Raw genomic sequence first — 25,211 nt, 5'->3', positions numbered from 1 at the left:
GCAGACGGCGCCGCTAGCCCAACGGCGACTCCCATCAGCACCCACGCGCATTTCATCATCTTGCAGGCCCCTCAAAAAGCGAAGTCAAGTCGAGGACCGATCCTGAGGTCCCGGTAGCGCCGCACAGCAACGTTCGATGCACGCGCTTCGTACAACACACTGGTCGTCAGCGACACGTTGCTGGTAAAATTGTACTTCACACCCAGGTCCGCCGAGTAGATCTGGTCTTGCCGCCCCCGGTTCAGCCCGTCTGTGAACCAGAAGGCTTCGAACAGCGGCGTGCTCACGATTGACCATTTCGGATCGAGCTTGACTTCGATGCCAAGCAACGCATCGAAGCGCCAGCGGCGAGCTTCCGCAAGGTCGGAAAACCGGTAGGTCACAAGCAACAGCGGCGAGAGTGTCACATTATTCATGCGGAAGTCGCGCGCCACTGAGCCCATCACGTCATGCGAGGTGAAGGCAAGGTCCCGGTAGACTCCATCGAAATCGTATCGGTTCTCGTAGATGGCGGAGAAGCGCCAGCCGTCCCAATTCTCGGTCAGGCGCGCTCCCACGCGTGCGACTGCAGCGTTGCCATCCTTCTCCGTCGCAAACGCCTCGTATTGGGCGCGGGCGTAGAGCCGGTATGAAAGGTCATTGGTCAGATTCCCGTCCAGCCGGACGCTCACGTCGGGCTCATAGTAGAGATCCGATTTGCGGTTGTCCCGGCTGAACAAAGCATTGTCGGTGAAAGTCGGCGCGACGGAACCGACGACGCTCCACGACGGAGCGGAGTAATACGGCACGGGACTGCTCGCCTTCAGCTCGGTGAGATCAACATCCGCGGCCCACGCGGTGCTTGTTCCAAACAATCCAACGACCGGCAACAGAACGATAGATCCACGCATGGCATGCCCCGATGGCTTCTGCGTACACCAGGAATCGCCTTAGATTGGGCAACGATTGTGGCGTGTTAGTGATAGGACTTTAAATCAAGGATTGAACCGACAGATTGCCATTTCGTAAAATGCCGGAAGCTCCCGACGCTGCGAAAGAGACGCCGGGGAACTCACGCTGCACGTGACCCGATCGGCTGCGTTGCCTCCAAGCAAAGGCGGAACCGCGCGCGCGCGTGGCACGCTGGCCTCGCGGCCGACCCACTCGATCCGCCTAATAGTCCACCGCGTCCCTGGTGATCGGACAGGTCATGCAATGACCGCCTCCCCGGCCCCGCCCCAGCTCTGCACCGACGATGGTGATCACCTCGATCCCTTCCTTGCGCAGCAAGGTGTTGGTGTAGGTATTGCGGTCATAGGCAAACACCACGCCCGGGGACGCGCAAACCAGGTTAGCGCCGCTGTCCCATTGCGTTCGCTCGCGCATATAGGCGTTGCCGCCGGTCTCGACCACGCGCAGCTTCTTCAGGCCGAGCGCTTCGGCCACGACATCCACGAACGGCTTTTCGTCCTTGCGCAGCTCGAGGCCGGCGGAATTGTCGGCCGGCCGGTAGGAAAAGGCCGCGATGTTGTTGACGATGTCGGGATAGAGCAGAACGCAATCCCGGTCCGCGAACGTGAAGACGGTATCCAGATGCATTGCGGCGCGGAGCTTCGGCATTGCAGCCACGATCACGCGCTCGGCCGCCTTTTTCTTGAACAAGGCCGCGGCGACCTGGCTGATCGCTTGCCGCGAGGTGCGCTCGCTCAACCCGATCAGGACGTTGCCTTTGCCGATCGGCATCACGTCGCCGCCTTCCAGCGTCGCCAGACCGTGATCCCGCGTCGGATCGCCCCACCAGACATTGACCTTGCCGGCGAAATCCGGATGGAACTTGTAGATGGCGGTGGCGAGAATCGGCTCTTCATGCCGCGCCGGCCAATAGAGCGAATTCAGCGTGACCCCGCCGTAGATCCAGCATGTCGTGTCCCGCGTATACAAGGTGTTGGGGAGCGGCGGCAGCAGATACTCGGTCATGCCGGCGGCCTCGCGGACGAGCTTGAGCATCTCGCCGCCATGGGCGTCCGGGAAGTCATGGGTCGAAACGCCCCCGATCAGCGTCTCGGCCAGATCGCGCGGCGTGAGGCTCTCCAGATAGCCCCGCAGTTCGTTGACGAGACCGAGACCGACCTGATCGGGAACAACCTGGTTGTCGAGGATCCACTTCCTGCCCTCAGGGATCGCGACCGTCTCGGTCAGCAGGTTGTGCATCTCGACCACTTCGATGCCGCGATCACGCATCTTCTGGACGAAATCGAAATGATCGCGCTTGGCGTTTTCGACCCACAGCACGTCGTCAAACAGCAGGGTGTCGCAATTGGAGGGCGTGAGGCGCTGATGGGCGCGGCCGGGTGAGCAGACCATGACCTTGCGGAGCTGACCGACCTCCGAATGAACGCCAAAGGCTCTGTTGGATTCCGATGCCTGCTTTGCCATGGGACTGCCCTTGAGGGTTGCCTTGCCTAGATCGTGATGTAGCCGGTGGCCAATCCGTGGATTCCGACAGCCGCGCCGACGGCGGCTGCGATGAAGATGCCCCACTCGACGGCCGTGAAGACCCTCGCCTTCTGTTCCAGGCGCGCCCAGAAATAGAGCGCCGTGCCAGGCGCGTAGAGGATCAAGGACAGCAGCAGGAACTTCATTCCGGCCGAATAGATCAGGAACAGCGTGTAGATGACGGCGATGCCGGCAAAGATCGTGTCGCGCGTTCGCTCGCTACCGCTCTTCTCATAGGTCTCGCCCCGCCTGACGAGCAGGAGCCCGTAGGCCGCAACGAGGAAGAACGGAATGAGTGACATCACGCTCGTCAGATTGAGCATCAACGCGAACGCATCCTGCGACCAATAGGTGCTGATGACGAAGAGCTGGACGATCACGTTGGTGAGCCAGAGCGCCGCGGCCGGCACCTTGTTCGCGTTCTCCGTGCCGAACAATGCCGGCATATCCCTGGTCCGGCCGGCGGCGGAGAGCACCTCGGCACAGATCAGCGACCAGGCGAGATAGGCCCCCAACACCGAAACCAGAAGTCCGATGCTGACGAAGATCGCGCCCCAATGCCCGACCACGGCCTCCAGGACCGTCGCCATGGACGGTTGCCGCATGCCGGCGATCTCGGCGCGGAGAAGCACGGCGTATGGCAGCATGGTGACGAGCACCATCAGGCTCGTGACGATCGCAAACCCCAGCAGGGTCGCAGCACCGACATGCGCGCGCTCCTTGGCGTAGCGTGAATAGACGCTGGCGCCCTCGATGCCGAGAAAGACAAACACCGTGACCAGCATGGTGGCGCGGATCTGCTCGAACAGGCCCTTGTCCGGCATGCCCTCGCCGCCCCAGAAATTGCCGCGGAACATGTCGGCGTTGAACGAGACAATCAGGATAACGATGAAGACCAGGATCGGCACGATCTTGGCGACAGTGACGATGGTGTTGATCGCGGCCGCCTGCTGCACGCCGCGCAGGATCATGAAGTGGAACAGCCAAATTCCGATCGAGGCGACGATGATTGCGGTGACCGTGTTGCCATCCCCAAAGACCGGAAAGAAGGCGCCCAAGGTCGACTTGATGAGGACCCAATAGGATACGTTGCCGATGCAGCTGCCGATCCAGTATCCGAATGCCGACAAGAAGCCGGGATAGTCGCCAAATCCTTCCTTCGCATAGGCATAGACGCCGGCATCGAGCTCGGGCTTTCGCTCGGCCAGCGCCTGGAACACCCGCGCGAGGGTGTACATGCCGCCGCCGGCAATGCACCAGGCGAAGATCGCGCCAAACGGACCGGTGGCGATGCCGAAAGTTCTCGGCAGCGAGAAGATCCCCGAGCCGACCATCGAGCCGACCACCATCGCGGTCAATGCGAACAGGGAGAGCTTTTGGATTGACGGCGTCCCAGTCATGTGAAGACCTCGCGACGCGCGGGTGCGCGGCATCCTGGCCGAGCGACTTTGCCGGCCGTCGCACGATGCGCCTTGGGCGACACCTGGAATATCGGGTGATTACCTAGTCGCGCGTCGGGATTTCCCTCGCCGGAAACAGCCGCTCAAGACGACGGTGGAGCGGAGGCCATGGCTGGTCCCTTCTCCCCGAACCAGGTCACGTACAATGTCGGCAGCAAGACAAGCGTCAACACGGTCGCGACCAGCAGGCCGCCCATGATTGCAACCGCCATCGGCCCCCAGAATACGGTTGGAGCAATCGGGATCATGCCGAGAACGGTCGACACCGCCGTCAGCATGATGGGGCGGAAACGGGAGCTGCTGGCATCCACCGCCGCGTCCCATGGGCTCTTGCCCTGCGCGCGCTCCGCATCAATCTGGCTGATCAGAATCACCGCGTTCTTGCTGATCATGCCGAGCAGGGCGAGAACGCCGAGAATGGTGACAAAGCCCATCGGCCTGCCGGACAGCAACAGCGCGGCCACAACACCGATCATCCCGAGCGGGGCCACGCTAACGACCATGACCAGCCGCGGGAAGCTCTGCAACTGGACCATCAGAACGGTGAACATCACGAACAGCATCATGGGCACCACAGCGAGCACGGAGGCCTGCGATTTCCGGCTCTCTTCCACGGTCCCGCCGACGGCCACGCCGTAGGATGCAGGAAGCGTCTTCCTCAGCTTTTCGATCGCGGGCGATAGGGCATCCACCACCGTATCTGGCAGCGTTCCACCGCCGATGTCGGCACGCACCGTCAGGGTCGGAATACGGTCGCGCCGCCAGATCAGGGGATGCTCCTGATGATATCCGAATGTCGCAAACTGGCTGAGCGACACCGTCTTTCCTCCAGGCAGCGGCACCTGGAGCGTGCGCAGGTTGGACAGCGAAATGCGCTGTTCGTCGATAGCCCGGGCCACCACGTTGACCAGATAGATGTCGTCGCGGACCTGGGTGACGACTGCGCCAGATATCACGGTGTTCAATACGCTCGATATCGCCTGCGAGCTCAGGCCGAGACGGCGCGCTTCATCCTGATCGACGTAAATCCGCAGCTGGCGCTCCGGCTCCATCCAGTCAAAGTTGATGCTCTTTGTCCTGGGATCGGAGGCAACGATCTGCCCGACCTTGAGCGCAATCTCACGTACCTGCTCCACATCGGGTCCGCCAACGCGATATTGCAGCGGCCATCCGACAGGGGGGCCGAGGCCGAGAGGCGAAACCGACGCGACGGCCGCCGGAAACTGCTCCGCGAGAAGACGCTCCAGCCTCGCCTGCAGGCGCTCGCGCGCTGCGACGTCCTTTGCCACCACAACCGCCTGCGTGAAGGAATCGTTCGGAAGCTCCACGCTCAGTGGAAGATAGAAGCGGATCGCGCCGCGCCCCACATTGGTGCTCCAATGACGGACGTCCGGATCGGCGGCCAATGCCGCATCCAGGCGCTTGGCTGCCGTCTCGCTCGCATGGATCGATGCATTCTGCGGCAGGGTAAGGTCCACGAGCAATTCGGGTCGATCGGACGACGGAAAGAACTGCTGCGGGATCAACGGAAGCGCGAGAACGGACGCGACAAAGAGCGCCAGCGAGATCGCAATCGTCGGCCACTTGGCGCGCATCGCCAGCGTCAGAAAATTCCGATAGAAACGGAACATCGCGCCAGGCTCGGCAGCCCCCTTCTGCACCGGCGGGACGAGAATGACGACACCCAGCAAGGGCGTGAAGACCACGGCAACGAGCCACGACACCAGGAGCGCGATCGCAACCACCGCAAACAGCGAGAACGTATATTCGCCGGCCGAGCTCGCGGCAAACCCGACCGGGATGAAGCCCGCGATCGTCACCAGCGTTCCGGCGAGCATGGCAAAGGCATGACTGCGGTAGGCAAACGTCGCAGCGTCGACCTTGCTGTCGCCTTGCGCCAGCCGATTGAGCGTTGCGTCGGTGGTCGTCATCGCGTCGTCGACCAGCAGTGCGAGCGCGATGATCAGCGCTCCCAGCGATATTCGCTGCATGTCGACGCGAGCGATCTCCATGATCGGAAACACGATGGCCAGCGTCAACGGAATGGCAAGCGCGATGATGAGGCCGGGACGGATTCCGAGGCTGATGAAGCTCACCACCAGGATGATGGCGATAGCCTGAAGGAGCGAGGTCATGAATTCGCCGATCGCGCCTCCCACCACGACGGCCTGGTCGGCAACGAGGATCGGCTCGATTCCAATCGGGAGATTGGCGGTGATCTCCGCCATCACCTTCTTGACGTTTCGGCCGAGCGCAAGAATGTCGCCGCCGTCGCGCATTGCGATGGCAAGCCCGATTGCGGGCTGGCCGTTGACCCGGAACATCGGTTGCGGCGGATCCACGTAGCCGCGCCGCACCTGCGCGATGTCGCTCAGCCGAATCGTGCGCCCTCCTGCGACGAAATTGACGCTGGCAATGTCCTGCTCCGACTGAAAACCGCCCGACACCCGCACGGAGATGCTTTCCTTGCCGGTCTGGATCACGCCCGCCGGGCGGACGATATTCTGCGATTGCAGCGCGGCGAGCAGAGCCGCCCGATCGACGCCCAAGGTCGCGAGCTCCTGCTTGGAGAATTCGACGAAGATCACTTCGTCCTGCGCACCCAGGAGCTCGATCTTTGACACATCCGGGACCTGAAGCAATCGAGAACGGATGCGCTCGACGTGATCCCGCAACTCCCGTTGCGTGAAGCCGTCGCTGGTGAAGCCGTAGACGATGCCGAACGTGTCACCGAAGTCGTCATTGAAGCCCGGACCGACAACTCCGGCAGGCAAGGTGTGCCGCATGTCGCCGATGCTCTTTCTCACCTCATACCAGGTGTCGGAAACCTGCCTCGCGTTAGCACTTCCTTCCAGGTTGACGAAAATGGTGACGAGACCCGCCCGGGTGAAGCTGCGCAGGAAGTCCAGATGGGGCGTCTCCTGCAATTGGCGCTCGAGCCGCTCAGTCACCTGCTTCATCGTCTCTTCGGCCGTTGCCCCCGGCCAGGCCGCCTGAACGACCATGGTCTTGATGGTGAAGGAGGGATCCTCGTTTCGACCAAGCCGGAAATACGCCAGGCCCCCGGCGATCACGGCAACGATCATGACATAGACGACAAGCGAGCGATGCCTGAGGGCCCAGTCGGAGAGATTGAGCCCGGTCATGGCTCTGCCCCGAGCACCCGAACCTTCTGGCCCGGATGAAGCGCCTGCACGCCCGCGGTGACGATGATTTCTCCGGCGTCCAACCCCTGCGAGACGATGACCTGTGCCTGGTCGAAACGCAGGATATCGACATTGCGCGCCGAAACGAGGTTCGTCGAGGGATCGACAATCCACACCGCCGGCTGTTGATTGATCCGCGTCAACGCGGTGGCCGGGATGTCGATCACCGGACCGGAACTGGTTTCGACGCGGCCATTGACGGTCGCGCCGAGCCGCATCGCCGCCGGTGGATCCGTCAAGCCGACCTTGACCTCGAAGGTGCGGGTGACCGGATCGGCTTGAGCCGCGATCTGACGAATGCGGCCTCGCGCCGTAATCTTCGGATCATCCGTCAGGCTGACGGTCACCTGCACATCGGCCGGGGCCGATCTGACCATCTGAGCGGGAACATCGAAGATCGCGTCGCGGCCGTCCTGCCTCGCGATCCGCGCGATCATTTGTCCGGCCTGAACGACCTCGCCGGCCGCCGGCCCGGTCGCGGTGATCTTGCCCGGTGCGTCGGCTCGCAGTTCGGTGAAACTGACGAGATCGTGCGCAGAACTCAATTGTGCCTCCGCAGCCTCGACCTGCGACTGGGCGGTCTGTCTTGCTTGCGTCGCCGCCTCGAAATTGGCACGCGTGGTCCACCCTTGTGCCAACAGCGTCTCCTGGCGCTCGTAATGGTTGCGTGCCTGCGTCAACTGGCCCTGTGCAGCGGAAAGAGCGGCCTTCGCCTGTCGCAATGTGCTCAGCTCGTTCTGAGGCTCGAGTTGCGCCAGCAACTGCCCGGCCTCGACCCTGTCACCGAGCCTGGTGTCGTTCGCAAGCAGACGTCCGGAGATCCGGAAAGCGACGCTGACTTCGTCCTCCGCCTCGATGCGCCCCGTGAAGGTCAGCGGCACCAGGCTCTCACGCTTCTCGATCGTCGTGGTCCGGACCGGACGCGGAGACGCTTCCTTGGTTTCCACTTGACGGTCACACGCAGCCAGGACCGACGCGGATGCAGCCGCCACCAGCGTCAATGCAATGGCTTGCCGAGATGTCGTTCGGCGACCGCGCATAGCCAAGCTCCTGAAACGTTGCCGGGCAGGTCCGCCTTTCCCGAGGTTGCGATTTCGCGATATCGCCGCTCGGTATTCTTGCCCAGGGGATCGACCGCACACATCGGCAAATCTACTCGGTGCGGCCGGATGCAATCGCGGTTACGGCGCAACGCAAACGCAGGCAGAAACCCGACGAGGCGTGACAGTCCGTCGGAGAGCGCTCTAGGGAATTCCTGACGCCTGATCAGGCAATCACCCAATATCGCCGGTCTTATCAAGAGCGCACGGTTGCGCACCCAGATGAAGCGATCGAGCGCGTCGGCTTGATGAATCAGGAGGGTTCAAGATGCGAAAGTTGATCCTAGTTGCGGCGGCGATCTCGGCAATGCTGACCATCGCGCCACAGACTGCATCGGCACAGACCCAGCAGAACCAATGGTGCTCCAAGTTCAAAGGGATGGTGAACTGCAAGTACTCCACCCAGGATCAGTGCCAGGCGTCCCGGAGCGGAAGAGGCGGCACCTGCTTCCCTCGGCAGGCGTCACGCTAGTTGCGTGGCAGGGCAGCGAGAGCCCATCCAGGGCGATGGCGTCGAACGATCCGCTCGTGGACGCCATTCGAACCGGTGTGGATGCTGTTGTATCGCTACGCCAACCCCCGTTTCGACACATCGACGGGTTCTCGGCTGCGGCCGCCGACAGCGCCGCCGCCGGAATCCCGTCCTTCAATGCACAAGGCCTGGTTTTCGAAACATCGCAGAACGGCGCGAGCTGACCCGCCGCCAGCCGAGGACTCCGACGTGAGCGGACCCTCAGGAAAACGAGACGCGCGTACGGGCGTCGGGGCGTCCTGGCGAAGCGCGGCGTCCCGAGCGGCATGGTTCCTCTGCCTTTGGCTCGTGCTTGCCGGCACCTCTGTCGATGACATTCCTGCCGCAACAATCGCCGTCGCGACGGCAACCTGGACGAGCTTGCGTTTGCTGGAGCCTGGCACGTCGCGGCGCTCACCTCGCGCCATCCTCCGACTGGCGCTTCTGTTCCTGTACCAGTCCATTGTGGCCGGAGTGGACGTCGCAAGGCGCGCACTCGATCCCGGCCTGCCGCTGCGCCCGGGATTTGTCGCGTATCCAACCCGTCTTCCGCGTGGCCTGCGTCGCAACGTGTTCGCAACGCTCACCAGCCTGTTGCCAGGCACCGTGCCGGCCGGAGAGGAGGAGGCGCAACTCCTCTATCACTGCCTCGACGTCGATCAGCCCGTGATCGCCGAACTTGATCAGGAGGAGGCGGCCTTGGTTCGAGCGCTTTACAATGACTGAGTTCCTGACGGTCGTGGTCGGTTTCATTCTGGCAATGCTGGCGCTTGGACTGATGTCGATCCTGCGTGGCCCCGGCGACGCTGACCGGGTCATGGCGACGCAACTGATCGGGACCGGAGGCATTGCGACGCTGCTGCTGCTCGGCACCGTAGCGAGCATACCCGCAGCGATCGACGTGGCTTTGACCCTGGCGCTGCTCGCCACCTTCGCCTCCATCGCGTTCGTCAAGAAGGGGCTTTCCCGCTTCGAGGCCGATGGGACCGCATCAACGGAGGACGAATGAGCCTCGCACGCGACATGATGACGATTGCAGCGGTGTCGGCCGGCGCGTTCTTCTTTCTGGCGGGCACGGTCGGCCTGCTTCGCTTTCCCGATACCCTGACGCGTCTGCACGCGCTCACCAAGGCGGACAACCTCGGCCTCGGCCTGGTCGTGCTCGGACTGCTCCCGCAAGCAGCGGGTCTTCGCGACGGGTCGAAGCTGGTTGGTATCTGGCTGCTCGGCCTGCTCGCGGGCGCCACCGTCTCGCAACTGATTGCGCGCGCGGCGCGCCAAGGCCAGTTGAACCGATGAGCATTGCGACGGTCTTTGAAATTGTCCTTGCCGCGGTCGTGCTGACCCTCGGCGTCTGGACGATCGTCGTGCCCGAGACGTTTTCGGCCACGGTCGGGTTCGTTGCCTATGGACTGCTGGTGGCACTGATCTGGGTACGCCTCGACGCTGCCGACGTTGCTCTGACCGAGGCCGCAATCGGCGGCGGCCTCGGTGGCGTCTTGCTGCTGAGCGCGGCGGCGCGATTGCGGGATGCCGACATGATGGCGGACGAAGCGCCAGGCAAACTGCTGCGAGCGGGCGCCGCAGCGCTGTCCGTGCTGACGGCTGCGGCGCTGGCCGGCGCGGTCCTGTGGCTGCCCGATTCCGCTCCGACGCTTGCTCCGGCTGCTGTTGCAAATGCCTGGGCAACGGGTCTGTCCAACCCCGTCACCAACGTGCTCATGGCGTTCCGCGCCATGGATACGATGCTCGAGAAGATCGTGCTGTTGCTGGCCATCGTCGGCGTTTGGTCGCTTGCGCCTGACAGTGCGTGGGGCGGCCGTCCCGGGCCGCGCCACCAAGCCGATCCACGTGGCGTTCTCGCCTTTCTTGCGCGGCTGCTGCCGCCGGTTGGCATCGTCATCGGGATCTATATCCTCTGGACCGGTTCCGACCATCCCGGCGGAGCTTTTCAGGGCGGCGCGATTCTCGCGTCGATGTGGCTGCTGGCCGTCATGGCCGGATTGGCGGACACACCGCTCGTGAGCGATCGATCGGTACGGTTCATCCTCGTTGCCGGGCCCGGCCTGTTCCTGCTCGTCGGCCTTGCCGGCCTTCTGTTTGGCGCCGCGTTCCTGTCCTATCCGCCAGCGCTGGCCAAGCCGCTGATACTTGGCATCGAGGTCGCAATGACCCTGACGATCGCAGCGACGCTCGGACTGCTGCTCGCCGGCGTACCGGAACGGGGCATGGAGCCGTGAGCGGCGTGACGGTGTTCGGATTGTGCGCTGCTGCCACGGTCGGACTTGGGCTCTACGGCCTGATCACGAAGCCCCAGCCCCTCCGCAAGATCATCGCCTTCAATCTGCTCGGCAGCGGCGTATTCCTCCTGTTCGGCGTCGTTGGACGGCGCGGTGCGGCGGCGGGGATCGGCAATGATCCGGTGCCGCAAGCCCTGGTGATCACCGGCATCGTCGTCGCGTTTTCCGCAACGGCTTTGGCGATTGCACTGCTGCTGCGGCTGTTCCAGACGAGTGCCTCCATGGCGCCGCGCAGTCGCGCCTCGCCGCGCGATGACCCAGATCAGGCCGGTGGCTGATGCTGCCCCCTGCCCCAGCGCTGGACGCGACAACAACCCCAAGCGGCTTCCTGCTGGTGCTGTCGATTGCCATACCCATCGCGGGTGTTCTGCTAGCCTTCGTTCTGGGCGAGCGACACATCAGGCTGGTCGCATTCGCGACGATCCCGCTGGGGCTGGTGATCGTCGTAGCGATTCTGGCAGCAGTTGCGCAGCGCATGGGCCCTCTCGTTTACCTGCTCGGCGCCTGGCCGCCGCCGCTGGGGGTGGCGCTGCGCGCGGACGAATTGTCGGCCGTGATGCTTGCGGCGACCGCAGTCGTGATCTCCGCAGTCGCCGTCTATGCCGGTACTGAATTCTCCGTGACAACGACGGAGGCGCGCGCGCCATTCGTGTTCTGGATCCTGCTGCTGGCGGTCTGGGCCGCGCTGAACACAATCTTTGTCGGTGGAGACCTCTTCACGCTTTATGTTGCCCTGGAATTGCTGACATTCGCCGCGGTGCCGCTGGTCTCGCTGGATGGCCGTCCGGAGACCCTGCGCGCGGCGATACGCTATCTGCTCTTCGCATTGCTCGGCTCCGTGCTCTATTTGCTGGGCACGGCGCTCCTCTATGGTCTTCATGCCACCCTGGATATCGTGCTGTTGTCGCACCGGATTGGAGCACAGCCTGCCTCGCTCGTCGCGGCGGCATTGATGACATCAGGTCTTCTGGCCAAGACCGCACTCTTTCCGTTGCATCTCTGGCTGCCGCCTGCCCACGCAGGCGCGCCGGCTGCCGCTAGTGCGATCCTGTCTGGCCTCGTCGTGAAGGGATCTTTCTTCATCATCGTGCGGCTCTGGTTCCAGGTGATGCCCGGGCTGCCTGGTTTCGCCGCCGCACAACTGCTCGCCGCGCTGGGAGCTGCGGCAATCGTGCTCGGAAGCGTCCTCGCCTTGCGCCAGGAGCGACTGAAGCTCCTGATCGCGTATTCGACGCTGGCCCAGATCGGGTATCTCTTCCTGATGTTTCCGCTCGCGTTCAATGCCTCGGGTCATCTGGAGAGTGGCGAGGCCCTGGCGGGCGGCCTGCTGCAGGCTGCCTCTCACGCCACCGCAAAGGCGGCGATGTTCATGGCCGCCGGATCGATCTACGCCGGGCTGGGCCACGATCGCATCGCGGGGCTCGGCGGTATCGCGCGCGTCCTGCCCTTGAGCGTCCTGGCGTTTGCCATCGCCGGCATCGCGCTGATGGGCGTGCAGCCGAGTGGCGCGTCCCTGGCGAAAGACCTGTTGCTTCAGGCCGCGACCGAGAGGGAGCAATGGTGGTGGGCGGTCGTGCTCCAGGCAAGCGGGGCGTTCACTGCCTCCTATGTCGTGCTGGTTCTGGCTCATGCGCTGGCCCCTCCGGACAAGTCTGTTGTATTGACCGACCCGGCACCGCGCCTTCCGGACGTGGCGGTGCTCGTGCTGGCGCTCTGCTCGTTATTGCTTGGCCTCGTGCCCTGGGAACCGTTTCTGCCTGTCCAGCGCATCTCGCCGTCAGGTCTCTTAGATCTCGAAACTCTCTCCAAATTCCTCTTGCCTCTCCTGGGAGGCGTCGTGCTGGCAATCCTGCTCCGCCCCTGGCCGCACCCGCTTGCGTCTTCGGTGCGTTGGAGGCTCGCCATCGGCGTGTTCGATTCATTCCGACGCGGCTGCTGCGCGTTCGGTGGCTATGTTGAAAGGGGCAACGGTGTCCTGTGCGAGTGGCCGGCGGCAAGCATCTGCCTTCTCATGCTGGCCCTGCTGTTCGGCGTGTTGATGCTTGTGGCCGCGTGAGGCGCCGGCTCATGCATCGGCCGGGAACAGGTGAGGCCCAAGAACAGGTCAGGCCCAAGTGTTCCCCATCGCCATGATCAGGAACATTCATCCCGACGCCTCAGGGTTTTCTCCGATCCCGCGCCGGTGAACCGACGGCTAATCTCTGACAACGCATCCCGCCAGCGGCGCTGGCGTACCAGGCTTGGCCGGGAGTTGCGATCCAGCAGGAGGTCTTCATGTCCGATTTAGTGGCGATCGTATATCCATCCGAAGCGAAGGCTGAGGAAGTTCGTCAACGGCTGCTCAACCTGCAGAAGGAATATCTGATCACGATCAGCGATGCCGTGATCGCCGTGAAGACCGATTCCGGGGGCATCAAGCTCAATCAACTCGTCAACACGACGTCGATGGGAGCGGTAACCGGTGGTTTCTGGGGGCTTCTGATTGGCATGATTTTCCTCAATCCGATCCTCGGTGTCGCCGTCGGCGCGGCCTCCGGCGCGCTCGGCGGCGCGTTATCCGATTTCGGCATCGACGACTCCTTCATGAAGGAATTGTCAGCGTCGCTCCACACCGGCAACGCCGCCCTGTTCGTCCTGATCAAGAGTATGACCGCCGACAAGGTACTGAAGGAGATCAAGGACGCCGGAGGGACCGTGCTGAAGACGTCTTTGGATGATACCAGGGAACAGGCCCTGCGCGACGCGCTAGCAAGCGCCGCGGAGCGACCGGCGGCCTGACAGCCCTTTGGCCGCTCAGCGCCGGCTGCCGGCCAGACGCAGCAGCATCATGAACAGGTTGATGAAGTTGAGATAGAGCGACAGCGCTGAAATCACCGACTCGCGGCCAGCCGACGTTTCATCGTCCCCGCTGTCGTACATCGCCTTGATCCGCTGGGTGTCGTAGGCCGTGAGCCCCGCAAAGACGCCGACACCCACGACCGAGATCAACCAGTCGAGCCCGCTTGATTGCAGGAAGAGGTTCACCAGGCTGGCAATGATGACCCCGATCAGGCCCATGAACAGGAAAGTGCCGAGACCGGACAGGTCACGCCTTGTGGTGTAGCCGAATACGCTGAGCGCTCCGAACATCGCGGCCGCGATGAAAAACACGCGCGTGATCGAGGCGCTGGTGTAGATATGCAGCAGTATCGAGAGCGAGACCCCGACCAGCGCGGCATAGATGAAGAACAGAAGCCGCGCCGTTGCCGCCGACAGCGTATTGATGCGCGCGCTGATGAAAAAGACCAGCGCGAGCGGCGCCAGTATGAAGACCCACATCAACGGACTCTGCAGCAATGCGGGACCTGTGAGCTGATAGGTCAGCCAGGCCACAACGGCGGTCACGCCGACGCCGGCCGCCATATAGTTGTAGATGCGCAGCATGTAGCCGCGCAATCCAGCGTCCACCGCGATTGCGTCAGAGGTCGCCAGGTTCTGATCGTAGTTTGACATCGCTTGCCTCCTCGCGGAGCCGTTGGGAGGCAGCGACCCTATTCCTCTGCCCTCGCACGGGATATCGGACAATCACCTGATATCCCGGGGGCACGATCACCCTACTCGGCCTGCAAATGCGGCACGCCGGCCCTTCAGTTGTGGCGATTTCCGCCTTACGGAATCGTAAGATGGTGCTGCCGCTTGCGTTCGTCTTTCCGAGCACGACCCTTACGCATTTGTCACTGGAAGCGGCACGCTTTCCGGCCTAATCGGCCGACATGCGGTACTTCTTTCACATCGTCGACAAATACGGCCTCTCGCCGGACGAGAGCGGATGCGAGCACGTTGACCAGCACGCGGCGATGCTGCATGCCCGTCGCATTGCAGAAGAGCTCGCCAAGGCCGGGGAATTCGTCCGGTCGGGCTTCGTGTTTGTGGCCGATACTGCTCCCGGACTTTCGTCCGGTCGCAACTGAGGAAAGACGAGGCTGGCCGGACCAGGTCCGGCCTACTGGTTTCCTGCCACTGCTCTCTACATAGAATCACGGATGTTCGAGCAGAAGGGCTGCTCCTAAGGTCTTCGCCAAGGGGTGGCCGGCGCTCCACCGTCGCAAAGGTTTGTCGCGCCTGCCCGATCTCCGATTGGAAGGCCAGCTTGCACCATGGCGCCTCCATCGAGCCAGGCCGATCAAAGGCTCTCCCGGAATGCGCTCATCGCGCTCGTGATCGGGTCGATGGTCGGTTCCGGTATCTTTGCATTGCCTGCAGCGTTCGGGCGGACCACGGGCGCGCTCGGAGCGATGATCGCCTGGGCCATCGCAGGCACGGGCATGCTGATGCTCGCCTTCGTGTTTCAGACCTTGTCACAGCGCAAGCCGGACCTCGATGCCGGCATCTATGCCTATGCCAGGGCCGGATTTGGCGACTATATCGGCTTTGCTTCGGCCGTCGGATACTGGATCGGTTGCTGCCTTGCCGACGTCGCCTGCCTCGTCCTGATCAAGGCGACGCTCGGACAGTTTTTCCCGGTCTTCGGCGACGGCACGACGCCGGTGGCGATCGCTTCGGCGTCCGTCCTGCTCTGGGGCGTGCACATTCTGCTGCTGCGCGGCATCACGGGGGCGGCCGCGCTCAATACGATCGCGACCTACGCTAAAATCATCCCGATACTATTGTTCATCGTCGTCGCCGTCATCGCCTTCGACGGCGCGCTCTTCTCCATTAATTTCTGGGGCACGGAGCAGCCGGCCGTTTCGAAGGTAGTCGCGCAGGTTCGCGGCACGATGCTGCTGACGGTGTTCGTGTTCGTCGGAATTGAAGGCGCGAGTGTCTACTCCCGTTACGCCCGGAGCCGCACCGATGTCGGATTCGCAACCCTTGCCGGCTTTCTGACGGTTCTGTGCCTCCTCGTCCTCGTGACGCTCCTGTCGTACGGCGTGCTGCCACGAGCGGAGCTGGCGGATCTCCCGACACCATCCATGGCCGGCGTGATGGAGGCGGTCGTCGGCCGCTGGGGCAGTGTGTTCATCAGCGTGGCACTCCTGATCTCGGTCCTCGGCAACTACCTGTCCTGGTCGCTGTTGGCGGCCGAGATCCTGCATTCCGCCGCGATCCACCGCACCATGCCCTCCTTTCTCGCCACGGTGAACGTGTACAAGGTCCCTGCCGGCGCGCTCTGGCTCACCAACTGCGTCATCCAGATTTTTCTGCTCGTCACCTGGTTTGCGGAATACGCATTCACGCTTGCCTTGAAGATGACGAGCGCGATGACGCTGATCCCATATTTCTTTGTTGCGGCGTACGGCCTGAAGCTCGCCTGGACCAGCGAGGCCTATCACGCCGGCGAGCACGCCCGGATTGTCGACTGGATCCGCTCGGCCATCGCGACAGTTTACGCGGCCGGCATGATCTACGCAGGCGGGCCCAAGTTTCTCCTGCTGTCGTCGATCCTCTATGCGCCCGGCACGTTGCTGTTCCTTCTCGCAAAACGCGAGCGCAAGGAAGCGATCTTCCGGCCGTTCGAAATCATCCTCTTTGCAGCGATCACGATCGCCGCATGCGCCGGCGTCTACGCGCTGGCCACCGGAGCCATCTCGATTTGAGTCCTTGTCCCTGGCTACATGGAGGCGGATATGTGCACCCGGGCCATCTGTAGCGCCTTGATCCTCGGCGGATTGGTGGCGGTCTCCGCATATCCAACCCTGTCGCTGGCCCAGTCGACCGAGACCGGCGTGTCTGCCCAAAAAGATGCCGGCGCGCCGGCACCGAAGAACGCGGCGCCCAACACCAATACGAACCCGACGAAGCACCGTTACTGGCGTCATCGCGGCGGAAAGCATCCGCACTATGGCAGCCGGCGCGTCCGGACCTAGGCGCAAACGACGTTAGCCCACTCCAGCGATTGGACCGATCCATGAGCGAGTCCAGGACAGGACCGGAGAAGCTCCACGAGGTCGTTCTGCGCGACACGTCCGCCGATCTGCCGGACGCGCGACGCAGCATTCTCGCGACCGGGCTCACCCTGCTCGCCGCATGCGTCTTCCTGTTTCTGGCGTGGCAGACGGTGTCCAGTCTCCTGCTCATCTTCGCAGGCGTGTTGTTCGCCGCATTTCTGGACGCGTGCGCAAGGGCTCTGGCGCCGGTCCTTCCGCTCAATCGCGCCTGGCGCCTGACGCTGGTCCTGTTGCTGTTCTCCGCTCTGTCGGGGTTTGGAATGGTCTGGGGTGCGGGCAAGCTGCCGGAGCAGACGCGCCTCCTGCTGAAGGTCATGGACAGCCAGATCGACGTCCTGCAGGAGCATCTCCTGTCATATGGCGTTGACCTCCTCGGCCCGGAATGGGGCCGCGACTTTGCACAATGGCTGTTCTCGGATCAGGGCCGCTTTCTCAGCCATGCACAATTTCTGCTCGGCGGAGCCTCAACTCTTCTGACCGGCGCGCTGGTGATCCTGTTCCTCGGGATCCTCTTTGCCTTCGATCCGAACAGCCATCGCGAAAGCCTGGTCATGCTGGTGAAGCAGTCCTATCGCGCGCGGACAAGAGCCGTCATGGACGAGATAGGCACCGTCATGCGGCTGTGGCTGGTCGGACAGCTCATCCGCATCATCCTGATGACGCTGTGGGTCTGGATCGCACTCTACCTCATCGGGCTGCCCGGTCCTTTCGTGCTCGGATTGCAGGCCGGCCTGTCGAATTTCATTCCGTATCTCGGACCCATCGTGGCCGCAATTCCGATTGCGCTCGTCGCAATGCCACTCGGCAGTTCGCTGCTGATCTGGGCCGTCCTGATCTACACGATCATCCAGTCAGTCGAAGGCTATGTGATCGGCCCGCTGATCCAGCGTCAGGCGGTCGAGATCCCGCCTGCCTGGACGCTGGTCGCCATCGTCATTCTGGGCGCGCTGTTCGGCGTCCTGGGCATCGCGCTGGCCATGCCACTGGTCGCGATCGGCCGCGTCGCAATCATCCGATTCTACGTCGAGGACTACCTTGGCGACAACCTCAAGCAGACATTCAACGACGGTAGATCGTGACTGGATAGCCCATGAGCAAGATCGATGTACAACGGAACGTGGGTACGGAGCCTCCCTCGCCTCGTCCCGGAATGGCTCATTTCCTGTGGCAGCAGCTTCCTTATGTCGTGGCGCTGGTGCTCGCTATCGCAGGCGTCGCCTATACCAACGTCTCCCACCAGCCTCTCGTCGGCTACTGGGAATTCCTGGCGCTTGCCATCTGCGTCGTCTGCGTCGTTACCAAATGGCCGGAGGCCCAGGGCAAAGAGGCCCAGCTCCGATTGATCTGGACCCAGGCGCTGCATTGGATTGCCGTCCTGGTCACGATGAACATCATACTGATCTCGGGCGTCCAGCAGTTGCTTCCGACACCGGCAACCGGCCTCGTCCTGCTGACGTTGCTCGCACTCGGCACGTTCCTTGCCGGCGTCAGCCTGTTGTCGCTGCAAATCTCGTTCCTCGGCCTGGCGATGGGCGTGGCCGTCCCGGCAATCTCCTGGCTGAAGCAGTCCGTCTTCTTCTTCCTGCTGGGCGCGGTGCTGCTGATCGGCCTCGGCATCACGTTCTGGCTCCGCCAGGACAGCCGACCGAGGATTGCGCCCTCCGACACCAACAGCCAAGTGGAGGCTTGAATGCGAATGACACGGCCTGTTGCAGTCTTCGCCACATCCGCGCTGCTATGCATCGCCAACCTGCCCGCGCGCGCCGAAACGTTCAGGGTCGGCCGGCTCCTCTGCTTGAGCAACCCGCGCGTCGGGCTTGTGCTCGGATCGGTGCAGTCACTGCGCTGCACATTCTTTGCGAGAAACCCGCCGAGGCAGTTCATCTATGAGGGACGGATCCGGCGCGTTGGCCTCGATCTCGGCGTGACCAGTGCAGGCAGCCTGTCGTGGGCCGTGCTCGCCAAGAACTCGCGGATCGGCTCCGCCACCCTGCGCGGCAACTATGTCGGCGCGAGCGGCAGCTTGGCATTCGGCCCCGGTCTCGGCGCCAACGTCCTGATCGGCGGCTCGCGCAGGAGCGTGATGTTGCAGCCGCTGTCGATCGAGCGATCGATCGGAATCAATCTCGCGGCTGGTGTCACCAATCTGACGCTGGGTCCGCGCGGCAGCCGCTAGCTCGCAACCGCGATCCCGCGCGCGATCGCCGGATTCCGGTGGGCTCACGAGAACATTCCCACCCCGTCGCTCAGGGTTTCGTCGGATGTCGACGGCGCGGGCTCGAAGCTACCATCCCAAGCGTGCCGATCATCGCGCGGATCAGGAGGATGGCATGACAGTCTATGACAGCCGGTCGGACATCGGGGTTCTGGGCTCGCCTCCGCTGTGGGTCTGCGCTCTCCTCGGCATCGTGATGATCGCCGCCGGCATCGCGGCTCTCAGCGACGTGGTTTTCGCGACGATCATCAGCGTCAAGCTGATCGGGCTGACGGCTATCGCGGCCGGCGCATTCGAGATCATGCATGCCTTCTGGACCAAGGGATGGGGCGGCTTCCTGTGGCAGATCCTTCTCGGCGCTCTCTATCTCGCCTTCGGGCTTGTGCTGCTCACCCAGCCGGCTTCCGGTGCCCTGATCCTCACCTATTTCCTCGGCGCGGTGCTGCTCGCCTCGGGCGTCATTCGATGCGTGCTGAGCTTCGCCCATTGGCGACAGAACGGATGGATGATGCTGATCTCCGGCATCTTCGGACTGCTCGCGGGCGTGCTGATCCTGTTCAGCTTTCCGACCATCAGCGTCTGGGCCCTCGGATTCCTGCTTGGCGTCGACCTGATCTCGCACGGCCTGGCGTGGCTGCTTTACGCGCTTCAGTCCGTGCGGCGAACTGCGTAACGATGGAGAAGATGATGATGGACGCTCCCACCCGTCGAGCTTTCCTTGGCTTTGCTCAGAATGCCGTTGCTGCCGCGGCGATCGGCGCTGTCGGAGTTCGTCTGATTGAGACTGCGGAAGCGATGCCGATTGCCCACGATCTTGGCCAGGCCGGCGAGCCGTCGGAGCTCCTGACGCAAGCTCAGTGGTGGGGACCCCCAGCCGGTCCCGGTTGGGGACCTGGTCCGGGCTGGGGCCGCCCACCGCCACGCAGGCGCCGATGGGTTTGCTGGTGGCATCGCGGCCGTCGTCGTTGTGGATGGCGGTGGCGCTAGGAGCCCCCTCTTAACTTGCGCAATCCGCCGGGAGCAGATTTGCCACGAAGGCGATGGAGGCGATCGTGCGCCACGTGAATCAATGGCTCCTGTGGGCCGCTCTGATAGCTCTTCTCGTGGTGGCAGCCGCCTTCTGCGTGTCGGTATGGCAGGCAACTCCATCGATGCCGCTTTACCGCAACATCATCCTCGGAGGGGCCGTCGTCCTGATGCTGGTGTTCGGCTGCGGCCTGATCGCGCTGATGTTCTATAGCCGTCGCAAGGGTTATGACGAGCCCGCGCGCAGCGATCGGATACGGCGGGAGTAACGAGGCGCTGGTGAAGCACCGACCCGGCCCGGCTCTTAGGTCTGGAGCAAGGAGCGGACAATGACCCTTGCTGGCGTCTCGATCAGGCTGCTGGCGGCAACTCTCCTGACGATCATCGCCGGTGGGACCGCCCGGACACAACCTGCCGCGGCCGGAGCCCCTGCGGTCGGCGTCGTGGAAGCGACCAGGCGGCCGATCACCGAGACCAGCGAATTTCTTGGACGGATCGAGGCGATCAATCGGGTCAGCGTCGTCGCGCGCGTGACGGCATTTCTGGACAAGCGCCTGTTCGACGAGGGCGCCGAGATCAAGGAAGGCGACGAGCTCTATCGGCTCGAGCGAGGTCCCTTCGAAGCGGATCTTGCATCGAAACAGGCGCAGGTCGCGCAGCTCCAGGCAACGCTCGAAAATGCCAAATTGACGACCGAGCGCGCGCGGACCCTGCTCGGAGGTCCCGCCGGGCAACAGTCCACCTACGATGCAGCGATCGCCAACCAGCTCAGCCTCGAAGCCCAGGTGCAAGCCGCGCAAGCCCAGGTCCAAGCCTCCCAGATCAATCTCGGTTACACGAAGATCAACGCGCCGATTGCCGGCAAGATCGGACGCACGGCGGTGACGGAAGGCAACGTCGTCGGTCCGAGCTCGGGCGTGCTGACCACCATCGTCAGCCAGGACCCGATGTATGTCACCTTCCCGGTGCCGCTCCGCCAGGGGCTCGAGCTGCGGGAACGATACGGACCACAAGGCGGCCTGGACGCGGTGGTGATCAGGCTGCGACTGCCCGATGGCCGGATGTACGGGCACTCCGGCAAGCTGAATTTCGTCGACAACACCATCGCCCAGAGCACCGATACTATCATCGTACGCGGGGAGATCGGCAATCCAATCCTGCGAGCTTCTTCGGCGGCTGGCGTCACCGTTCACGAGCTGACTGACGGCGAGTTCGTCACCGTCGTGCTGGAGGGCGTCCAGCCGGTCGAGGTGCTGGCGATCCCGCGCTCCGCCGTGCTCTCCGATCAGCAGGGCGACTATGTGCTGGCTGTCGGCGCCGACAACAAGGCCGAGCAGCGCCGCATCCAGCTCGGACAATCGACCACGACCATCGCCGCCGTGATCGCCGGACTTGAGGCCGGCGACAAGGTCATCGCCGAGGGCTTGCAGCGAGTTCGTCCCGGCCAGACCGTTTCGCCGGGACCGGCAAGTCCGCTGATCCTGTCGAGCATGAAGCCCGCCGCGGACGCCCCGGCTCCGCAAGCGGATCACGGCGCCTCCGGCAGCACCCGCCTGCTGGACCGCAAACCATGATATCCGCCGTTTTCATCGATCGCCCGCGGCTTTCGATGGTGATCGCCTTCATCATCACCATCGCCGGCGCGCTGGCGTTGATGCAGATTCCGGTGGCGCAATTTCCGGACATCGTGCCGCCGCAGGTCACGGTCTCCGGCACCTTCCCTGGTGCATCCGCCGAGGTGGTCGAGAGCAGCGTCGCCCAACCCCTGGAGGCGCAAATCATCGGCGTCGACCGCGCGCTCTACATGAAATCGACCAGCGCCAATGACGGCAGCTACACACTGACGGTCTCGTTCGCGCTCGGCACCAACCCCGACATCAATACCGTCAACGTCAACAACCGCGTGCAGAGCGCACTGTCGCAACTACCGACCGAAGTGCAGCAGCAGGGGGTGACGGTGCACAAGCGGTCCTCGTCGATCCTGCAATTCCTCGTGCTCTATAGTGCCAATGGCCAGCAGGATCCGCTGTTCATCACCAACTACGCGATCATCAACGTGCTCGATGCGATCGCCAGCACGCCCGGCGTCGGCCAGGCGAACCTGTTCGCCAAGATGAACTACTCGATGCGGATCTGGTTCGATACGCAGCGACTCACCAGCCTCGACCTCACGCCATCGGATGTCATTGCCGCGATCCGCACGCAAAGCGTCCAGGCGCCTGTGGGGCGCATCGGTGCACGTCCGATCAGCGACGACCAGCAGCTCCAGTTCAATGTGCAGACCCTGGGCAGGCTCGCCACCGTCGACCAATTCGCCAATATCGTGCTGCGCGCCAACCCGGACGGCTCGTCGCTGCTCGTGAAGGACGTTGCCCGTGTCGAGATGGGCGCGCAAAATCTCGACAGCGAAGCGCGGATCGACGGCCGCGCGGCCGTGCCGGTCGCGATCTATCTGGCGCCGGGTGCCAATGCGATGAGCACCGCACGGGCCGTGGCGGCGACGATGCAGCGGCTGTCGCTGCGTTTTCCCACCGGCCTGAGCTATCTCGTGCAATACGATTCCACGAGCTTCGTGCGCGACACGATCACGGAGGTCTTGCGGACGCTGGGCGAGGCCTTCGTCCTGGTCGTGATCGTGGTGTACCTCTTCCTCGGCAATCTGCGGGCCACGGTGATCCCGGCCGTTGCCGTTCCGGTGAGCCTGGTCGGCACGTTCGCCGTCCTGCTGGTGCTGGGCTATTCGGCCAACACGGTATCCCTGCTGGCCATGGTGCTCGCCATCGGCATCGTGGTGGACGACGCCATCGTCGTCGTCGAGAACGTCGAGCGGGTGATGGAGGAGGAGCCGGGCCTTTCCCCCGCCGAGGCCAGCAAGAAGGCCATGACCCAGATCACCGCACCGATCATCGCGATCACCCTGGTGCTGCTCTCGGTCTTCGTCCCGATCGCATTCATTCCCGGCATTTCCGGAACGCTGTTTCGCCAGTTTGCGGTGACGATCAGCGCCGCGATGATGATCTCGGCGTTGAATGCGCTGACGCTGTCGCCCGCCTTGTGCGCGCTGTTCCTGCGCCACACCGGACCCAGGCGCGGCATCATGGGGCGCGTCCTCGGCTTCATCGACTGGCTGCGCGACCGCTACAGCGGCGGCGTCCGCCGCCTGGTGCGCGTGGCGGGTCTCTCACTGCCGTTCGTCGCCGTCGTTGCCGCCGGCATCTTCGGCATGTCGCTGATCACGCCAACAGGTTTCCTCCCCGAGGAAGACCAGGGCGCCTTCTTCACCTCGGTGCAACTGCCAGACGGCGCATCGGTGGCGCGAACCAGCGAAGTCACCCAACAGATCGAGGATCTCCTGAAGCAGATCCCCGCCGTCGATCACGTCCTTGCCATCGTGGGCTTTTCCCTGCTCGACGGCGCGTCCGAACCGAACAGCGCATTGGTGGTCACGCGGCTGAAGCCGTTTTCCGATCGCAAGGCGGCAGCCGATTCCGCGCAGGCGCTGATCCGGCAAACCTTCGCAGCCGGCGCACAGATTCGACAGGCCAACGTGTTGCCGTTCAATCTGCCGCCGATCATTGGGCTCTCCACCGGAGGCGGGTTCGAATACCAGCTTCAGGCGCTGGAAGGACAGACTCCGGCCGCGATCTCCAGCGTCACCGGGGCGCTGATCGGTGCAGCCAATGCCGATCCACGGCTTGCGCGTGTCTTTTCGACCTTCACTGCGACCAATCCATCCATCCATCTCGACATCGACCGCCGCAAGGCGCAGGCGCTCGGCGTGACGGTCAGCGACATCTTCACGGCCTTGCAGGCGACGCTCGGCGGCATCTATGTCAACAACTTCAACCTGTTCGGCCGCACCTGGCAGGTCAACGTTCAGGGCGAAGCGTTCGATCGCGCCGATATTTCGGACATCTGGCGGATCTATATGCGCAACGGCGCCGGCCAGATGGTGCCGATCAGGTCGCTCGCCGGGATCAGGATCGTGACCGGGCCTCAGGTCATCACCCGCTACAACAATTATCGCTCGGTGACGGTGAACGGCAGCCCGGCGCCGGGCGTCTCCTCAGGAACCGCGATGGTCGCAATGGCAGAAATCTCCAACACCGTGCTGCCTGCGGGCTACAGTTTCGCGTGGACCGGCACCGCCTATCAGGAGCAGCAGGCCGCTGGCCAGACCGGCATCGTGCTCATGCTTGCGGTGCTGTTCGCCTACCTATTCCTGGTGGCGCTCTATGAGAGCACGGTGATCCCGATCCCGGTGCTGCTATCGGTCGTCGTCGGCGTGCTCGGGTCCTATGTCGGCATCAAGCTCGCCCGCCTCAATCTCGACCTCTACGGCCAGATCGGGCTCGTGGTCCTGATCGCGCTCGCCGCCAAGAACGGCATTCTGATCGTCGAATTTGCCAAGGAGCAACGCGAAGCGGGCGTGGCGCTCAACGACGCCGCGATCCAGGGCGCGCATATGCGCTTTCGCGCGGTCATGATGACTTCGGTCGCCTTCATCCTTGGCCTCCTGCCGCTCGTGATTGCAACCGGCGCTGCGGAGCTCAGCCGCAGGGCGGTCGGGACAGCCGTATTTGCGGGCATGCTCGCGGCAAGCTCAATCGGCATCTTTCTCGTCCCTACGCTCTACGTGACGTTCCAGCGTCTGCGGGAGCGGATGAAGGCCGCGCCAAAGTCCGGCAACTGAGTTGACTGGCGCAAGGTGCGCAAACTCGGCCGATGCCTGCGCGATCAATCAGTTGTCGAGCGAACAAACCCGCGAACTCTCATATAATTGAAATTGCTATGTAATTTATACGGTCTTGCCTCATGTGATCCCGAGCCCGTTCGGGAAAACAAGCGCAACGCGCGCGCTTCCGACTGCCGACCGTGCGTCAGATTGGTCAACGACAACGAATTGCAGCTTGCGGATTGAAGGCCTATGTTGAGTCTCCAACCAAGCAGCCGCCCATCGTACGGCGAGAGTCTGCAGGGGAGAGACCTCA

General features: G+C 63.3%; 25 protein-coding genes. 19 read left to right on the top strand and 6 right to left on the bottom strand.

Annotated features, from left to right (window positions below; translation table 11 throughout):
• Window positions 1-71 precede the first annotated feature (71 nt).
• The 5 genes from AAFG50_RS07445 to AAFG50_RS07425 all read right to left on the bottom strand — a co-directional run bounded on the left by AAFG50_RS07445 (window position 72) and on the right by AAFG50_RS07425 (window position 8,181).
• On the bottom strand, window positions 72-890 hold the full coding sequence (locus tag AAFG50_RS07445; RefSeq protein ID WP_028172892.1) for an outer membrane beta-barrel protein: 819 nt from the start codon (window positions 888-890) through the stop codon (window positions 72-74).
• Between the two features lie 262 nt (window positions 891-1,152).
• The gene (gene arcA, locus AAFG50_RS07440) at window positions 1,153-2,415 is read right to left on the bottom strand and encodes an arginine deiminase (RefSeq protein WP_028172891.1); all 1,263 of its coding nucleotides are present in this window, start codon (window positions 2,413-2,415) and stop codon (window positions 1,153-1,155) included.
• Window positions 2,416-2,441: 26 nt separating this feature from the next.
• Entirely contained in the window at window positions 2,442-3,875 is a 1,434-nt protein-coding gene (locus AAFG50_RS07435; protein WP_028172890.1) for a basic amino acid/polyamine antiporter, read from the bottom strand.
• A gap of 143 nt (window positions 3,876-4,018) precedes the next feature.
• Window positions 4,019-7,081, bottom strand: a complete 3,063-nt coding sequence (locus AAFG50_RS07430) for an efflux RND transporter permease subunit (RefSeq protein ID WP_028172889.1) — start codon at window positions 7,079-7,081, stop codon at window positions 4,019-4,021.
• Complete coding sequence (locus AAFG50_RS07425) at window positions 7,078-8,181, bottom strand: efflux RND transporter periplasmic adaptor subunit (RefSeq protein ID WP_028172888.1); 1,104 nt, start codon at window positions 8,179-8,181, stop codon at window positions 7,078-7,080. Before AAFG50_RS07425 ends, AAFG50_RS07430 begins: the two co-directional genes overlap by 4 nt.
• Window positions 8,182-8,509: 328 nt before the next feature.
• Between AAFG50_RS07425 and AAFG50_RS07420 the strand changes: the two genes are divergently transcribed.
• The 9 genes from AAFG50_RS07420 to AAFG50_RS07380 all read left to right on the top strand — a co-directional run bounded on the left by AAFG50_RS07420 (window position 8,510) and on the right by AAFG50_RS07380 (window position 13,830).
• Entirely contained in the window at window positions 8,510-8,713 is a 204-nt protein-coding gene (locus AAFG50_RS07420) for a DUF3551 domain-containing protein (RefSeq protein ID WP_028172887.1), read from the top strand.
• Between the two features lie 35 nt (window positions 8,714-8,748).
• The gene (locus AAFG50_RS07415) at window positions 8,749-8,937 is read left to right on the top strand and encodes a hypothetical protein (protein ID WP_131234198.1); all 189 of its coding nucleotides are present in this window, start codon (window positions 8,749-8,751) and stop codon (window positions 8,935-8,937) included.
• Between the two features lie 124 nt (window positions 8,938-9,061).
• Window positions 9,062-9,478: a Na+/H+ antiporter subunit E gene (locus tag AAFG50_RS07410; protein WP_039187035.1), complete on the top strand. Its 417-nt coding sequence runs from the start codon at window positions 9,062-9,064 to the stop codon at window positions 9,476-9,478.
• Window positions 9,471-9,761, top strand: coding sequence for a monovalent cation/H+ antiporter complex subunit F (locus AAFG50_RS07405; protein ID WP_028172886.1), 291 nt, complete (start codon window positions 9,471-9,473; stop codon window positions 9,759-9,761). The genes AAFG50_RS07410 and AAFG50_RS07405 overlap by 8 nt, the downstream gene beginning before the upstream one ends.
• Complete coding sequence (locus AAFG50_RS07400) at window positions 9,758-10,051, top strand: monovalent cation/H(+) antiporter subunit G (protein WP_011090052.1); 294 nt, start codon at window positions 9,758-9,760, stop codon at window positions 10,049-10,051. The genes AAFG50_RS07405 and AAFG50_RS07400 overlap by 4 nt, the downstream gene beginning before the upstream one ends.
• Window positions 10,048-10,992, top strand: a complete 945-nt coding sequence (locus AAFG50_RS07395) for an MnhB domain-containing protein (RefSeq protein ID WP_011090053.1) — start codon at window positions 10,048-10,050, stop codon at window positions 10,990-10,992. Before AAFG50_RS07400 ends, AAFG50_RS07395 begins: the two co-directional genes overlap by 4 nt.
• On the top strand, window positions 10,989-11,330 hold the full coding sequence (locus tag AAFG50_RS07390; protein WP_011090054.1) for an NADH-quinone oxidoreductase subunit K: 342 nt from the start codon (window positions 10,989-10,991) through the stop codon (window positions 11,328-11,330). The genes AAFG50_RS07395 and AAFG50_RS07390 overlap by 4 nt, the downstream gene beginning before the upstream one ends.
• Window positions 11,330-13,108: a proton-conducting transporter membrane subunit gene (locus AAFG50_RS07385; RefSeq protein ID WP_028172885.1), complete on the top strand. Its 1,779-nt coding sequence runs from the start codon at window positions 11,330-11,332 to the stop codon at window positions 13,106-13,108. The genes AAFG50_RS07390 and AAFG50_RS07385 overlap by 1 nt, the downstream gene beginning before the upstream one ends.
• A 218-nt stretch (window positions 13,109-13,326) precedes the next feature.
• A complete protein-coding gene (locus AAFG50_RS07380; RefSeq protein ID WP_011090056.1) occupies window positions 13,327-13,830 on the top strand; it encodes a DUF1269 domain-containing protein in 504 nt (167 codons plus the stop codon).
• Between the two features lie 15 nt (window positions 13,831-13,845).
• Here the strand turns inward: AAFG50_RS07380 and AAFG50_RS07375 are convergent, their stop codons facing one another.
• Complete coding sequence (locus AAFG50_RS07375; RefSeq protein WP_028172884.1) at window positions 13,846-14,544, bottom strand: Bax inhibitor-1/YccA family protein; 699 nt, start codon at window positions 14,542-14,544, stop codon at window positions 13,846-13,848.
• 260 nt (window positions 14,545-14,804) lie between these two features.
• On the opposite strand from AAFG50_RS07375, the gene AAFG50_RS07370 reads away from it, so the two are divergent.
• The 10 genes from AAFG50_RS07370 to AAFG50_RS07325 all read left to right on the top strand — a co-directional run bounded on the left by AAFG50_RS07370 (window position 14,805) and on the right by AAFG50_RS07325 (window position 24,913).
• On the top strand, window positions 14,805-15,002 hold the full coding sequence (locus AAFG50_RS07370) for a hypothetical protein (RefSeq protein WP_039187040.1): 198 nt from the start codon (window positions 14,805-14,807) through the stop codon (window positions 15,000-15,002).
• A gap of 186 nt (window positions 15,003-15,188) precedes the next feature.
• The gene (locus tag AAFG50_RS07365) at window positions 15,189-16,628 is read left to right on the top strand and encodes a basic amino acid/polyamine antiporter (protein WP_028172883.1); all 1,440 of its coding nucleotides are present in this window, start codon (window positions 15,189-15,191) and stop codon (window positions 16,626-16,628) included.
• Window positions 16,629-16,658: 30 nt separating this feature from the next.
• A complete protein-coding gene (locus AAFG50_RS07360; protein ID WP_028172882.1) occupies window positions 16,659-16,898 on the top strand; it encodes a hypothetical protein in 240 nt (79 codons plus the stop codon).
• 41 nt (window positions 16,899-16,939) lie between these two features.
• Entirely contained in the window at window positions 16,940-18,058 is a 1,119-nt protein-coding gene (locus tag AAFG50_RS07355) for an AI-2E family transporter (protein ID WP_028172881.1), read from the top strand.
• An 11-nt stretch (window positions 18,059-18,069) separates the two neighbouring features.
• Window positions 18,070-18,669, top strand: coding sequence for a hypothetical protein (locus tag AAFG50_RS07350; protein WP_028172880.1), 600 nt, complete (start codon window positions 18,070-18,072; stop codon window positions 18,667-18,669).
• Window positions 18,670-19,155, top strand: coding sequence for a DUF992 domain-containing protein (locus tag AAFG50_RS07345; RefSeq protein ID WP_011090061.1), 486 nt, complete (start codon window positions 18,670-18,672; stop codon window positions 19,153-19,155).
• 154 nt (window positions 19,156-19,309) lie between these two features.
• Entirely contained in the window at window positions 19,310-19,867 is a 558-nt protein-coding gene (locus AAFG50_RS07340; RefSeq protein ID WP_028172879.1) for an HdeD family acid-resistance protein, read from the top strand.
• 379 nt (window positions 19,868-20,246) lie between these two features.
• Window positions 20,247-20,489 carry a hypothetical protein gene (locus AAFG50_RS07335; protein ID WP_231166631.1) on the top strand — a complete coding sequence of 81 codons (243 nt, stop codon included), beginning with the start codon at window positions 20,247-20,249 and terminating at the stop codon, window positions 20,487-20,489.
• Window positions 20,490-20,549: 60 nt separating this feature from the next.
• Window positions 20,550-21,794: an efflux RND transporter periplasmic adaptor subunit gene (locus AAFG50_RS07330; protein WP_039187045.1), complete on the top strand. Its 1,245-nt coding sequence runs from the start codon at window positions 20,550-20,552 to the stop codon at window positions 21,792-21,794.
• Window positions 21,791-24,913 (top strand): multidrug efflux RND transporter permease subunit, encoded by a 3,123-nt coding sequence (locus tag AAFG50_RS07325; protein WP_028172876.1) that lies wholly within the window; start codon window positions 21,791-21,793, stop codon window positions 24,911-24,913. The genes AAFG50_RS07330 and AAFG50_RS07325 overlap by 4 nt, the downstream gene beginning before the upstream one ends.
• Window positions 24,914-25,211: the final 298 nt, after the last annotated feature.

This window comes from Bradyrhizobium sp. B039 (genome assembly GCF_038965675.1).
Classification (GTDB): domain Bacteria; phylum Pseudomonadota; class Alphaproteobacteria; order Rhizobiales; family Xanthobacteraceae; genus Bradyrhizobium; species Bradyrhizobium diazoefficiens.
This window is presented reverse-complemented; position numbering and strand designations above follow the sequence as displayed.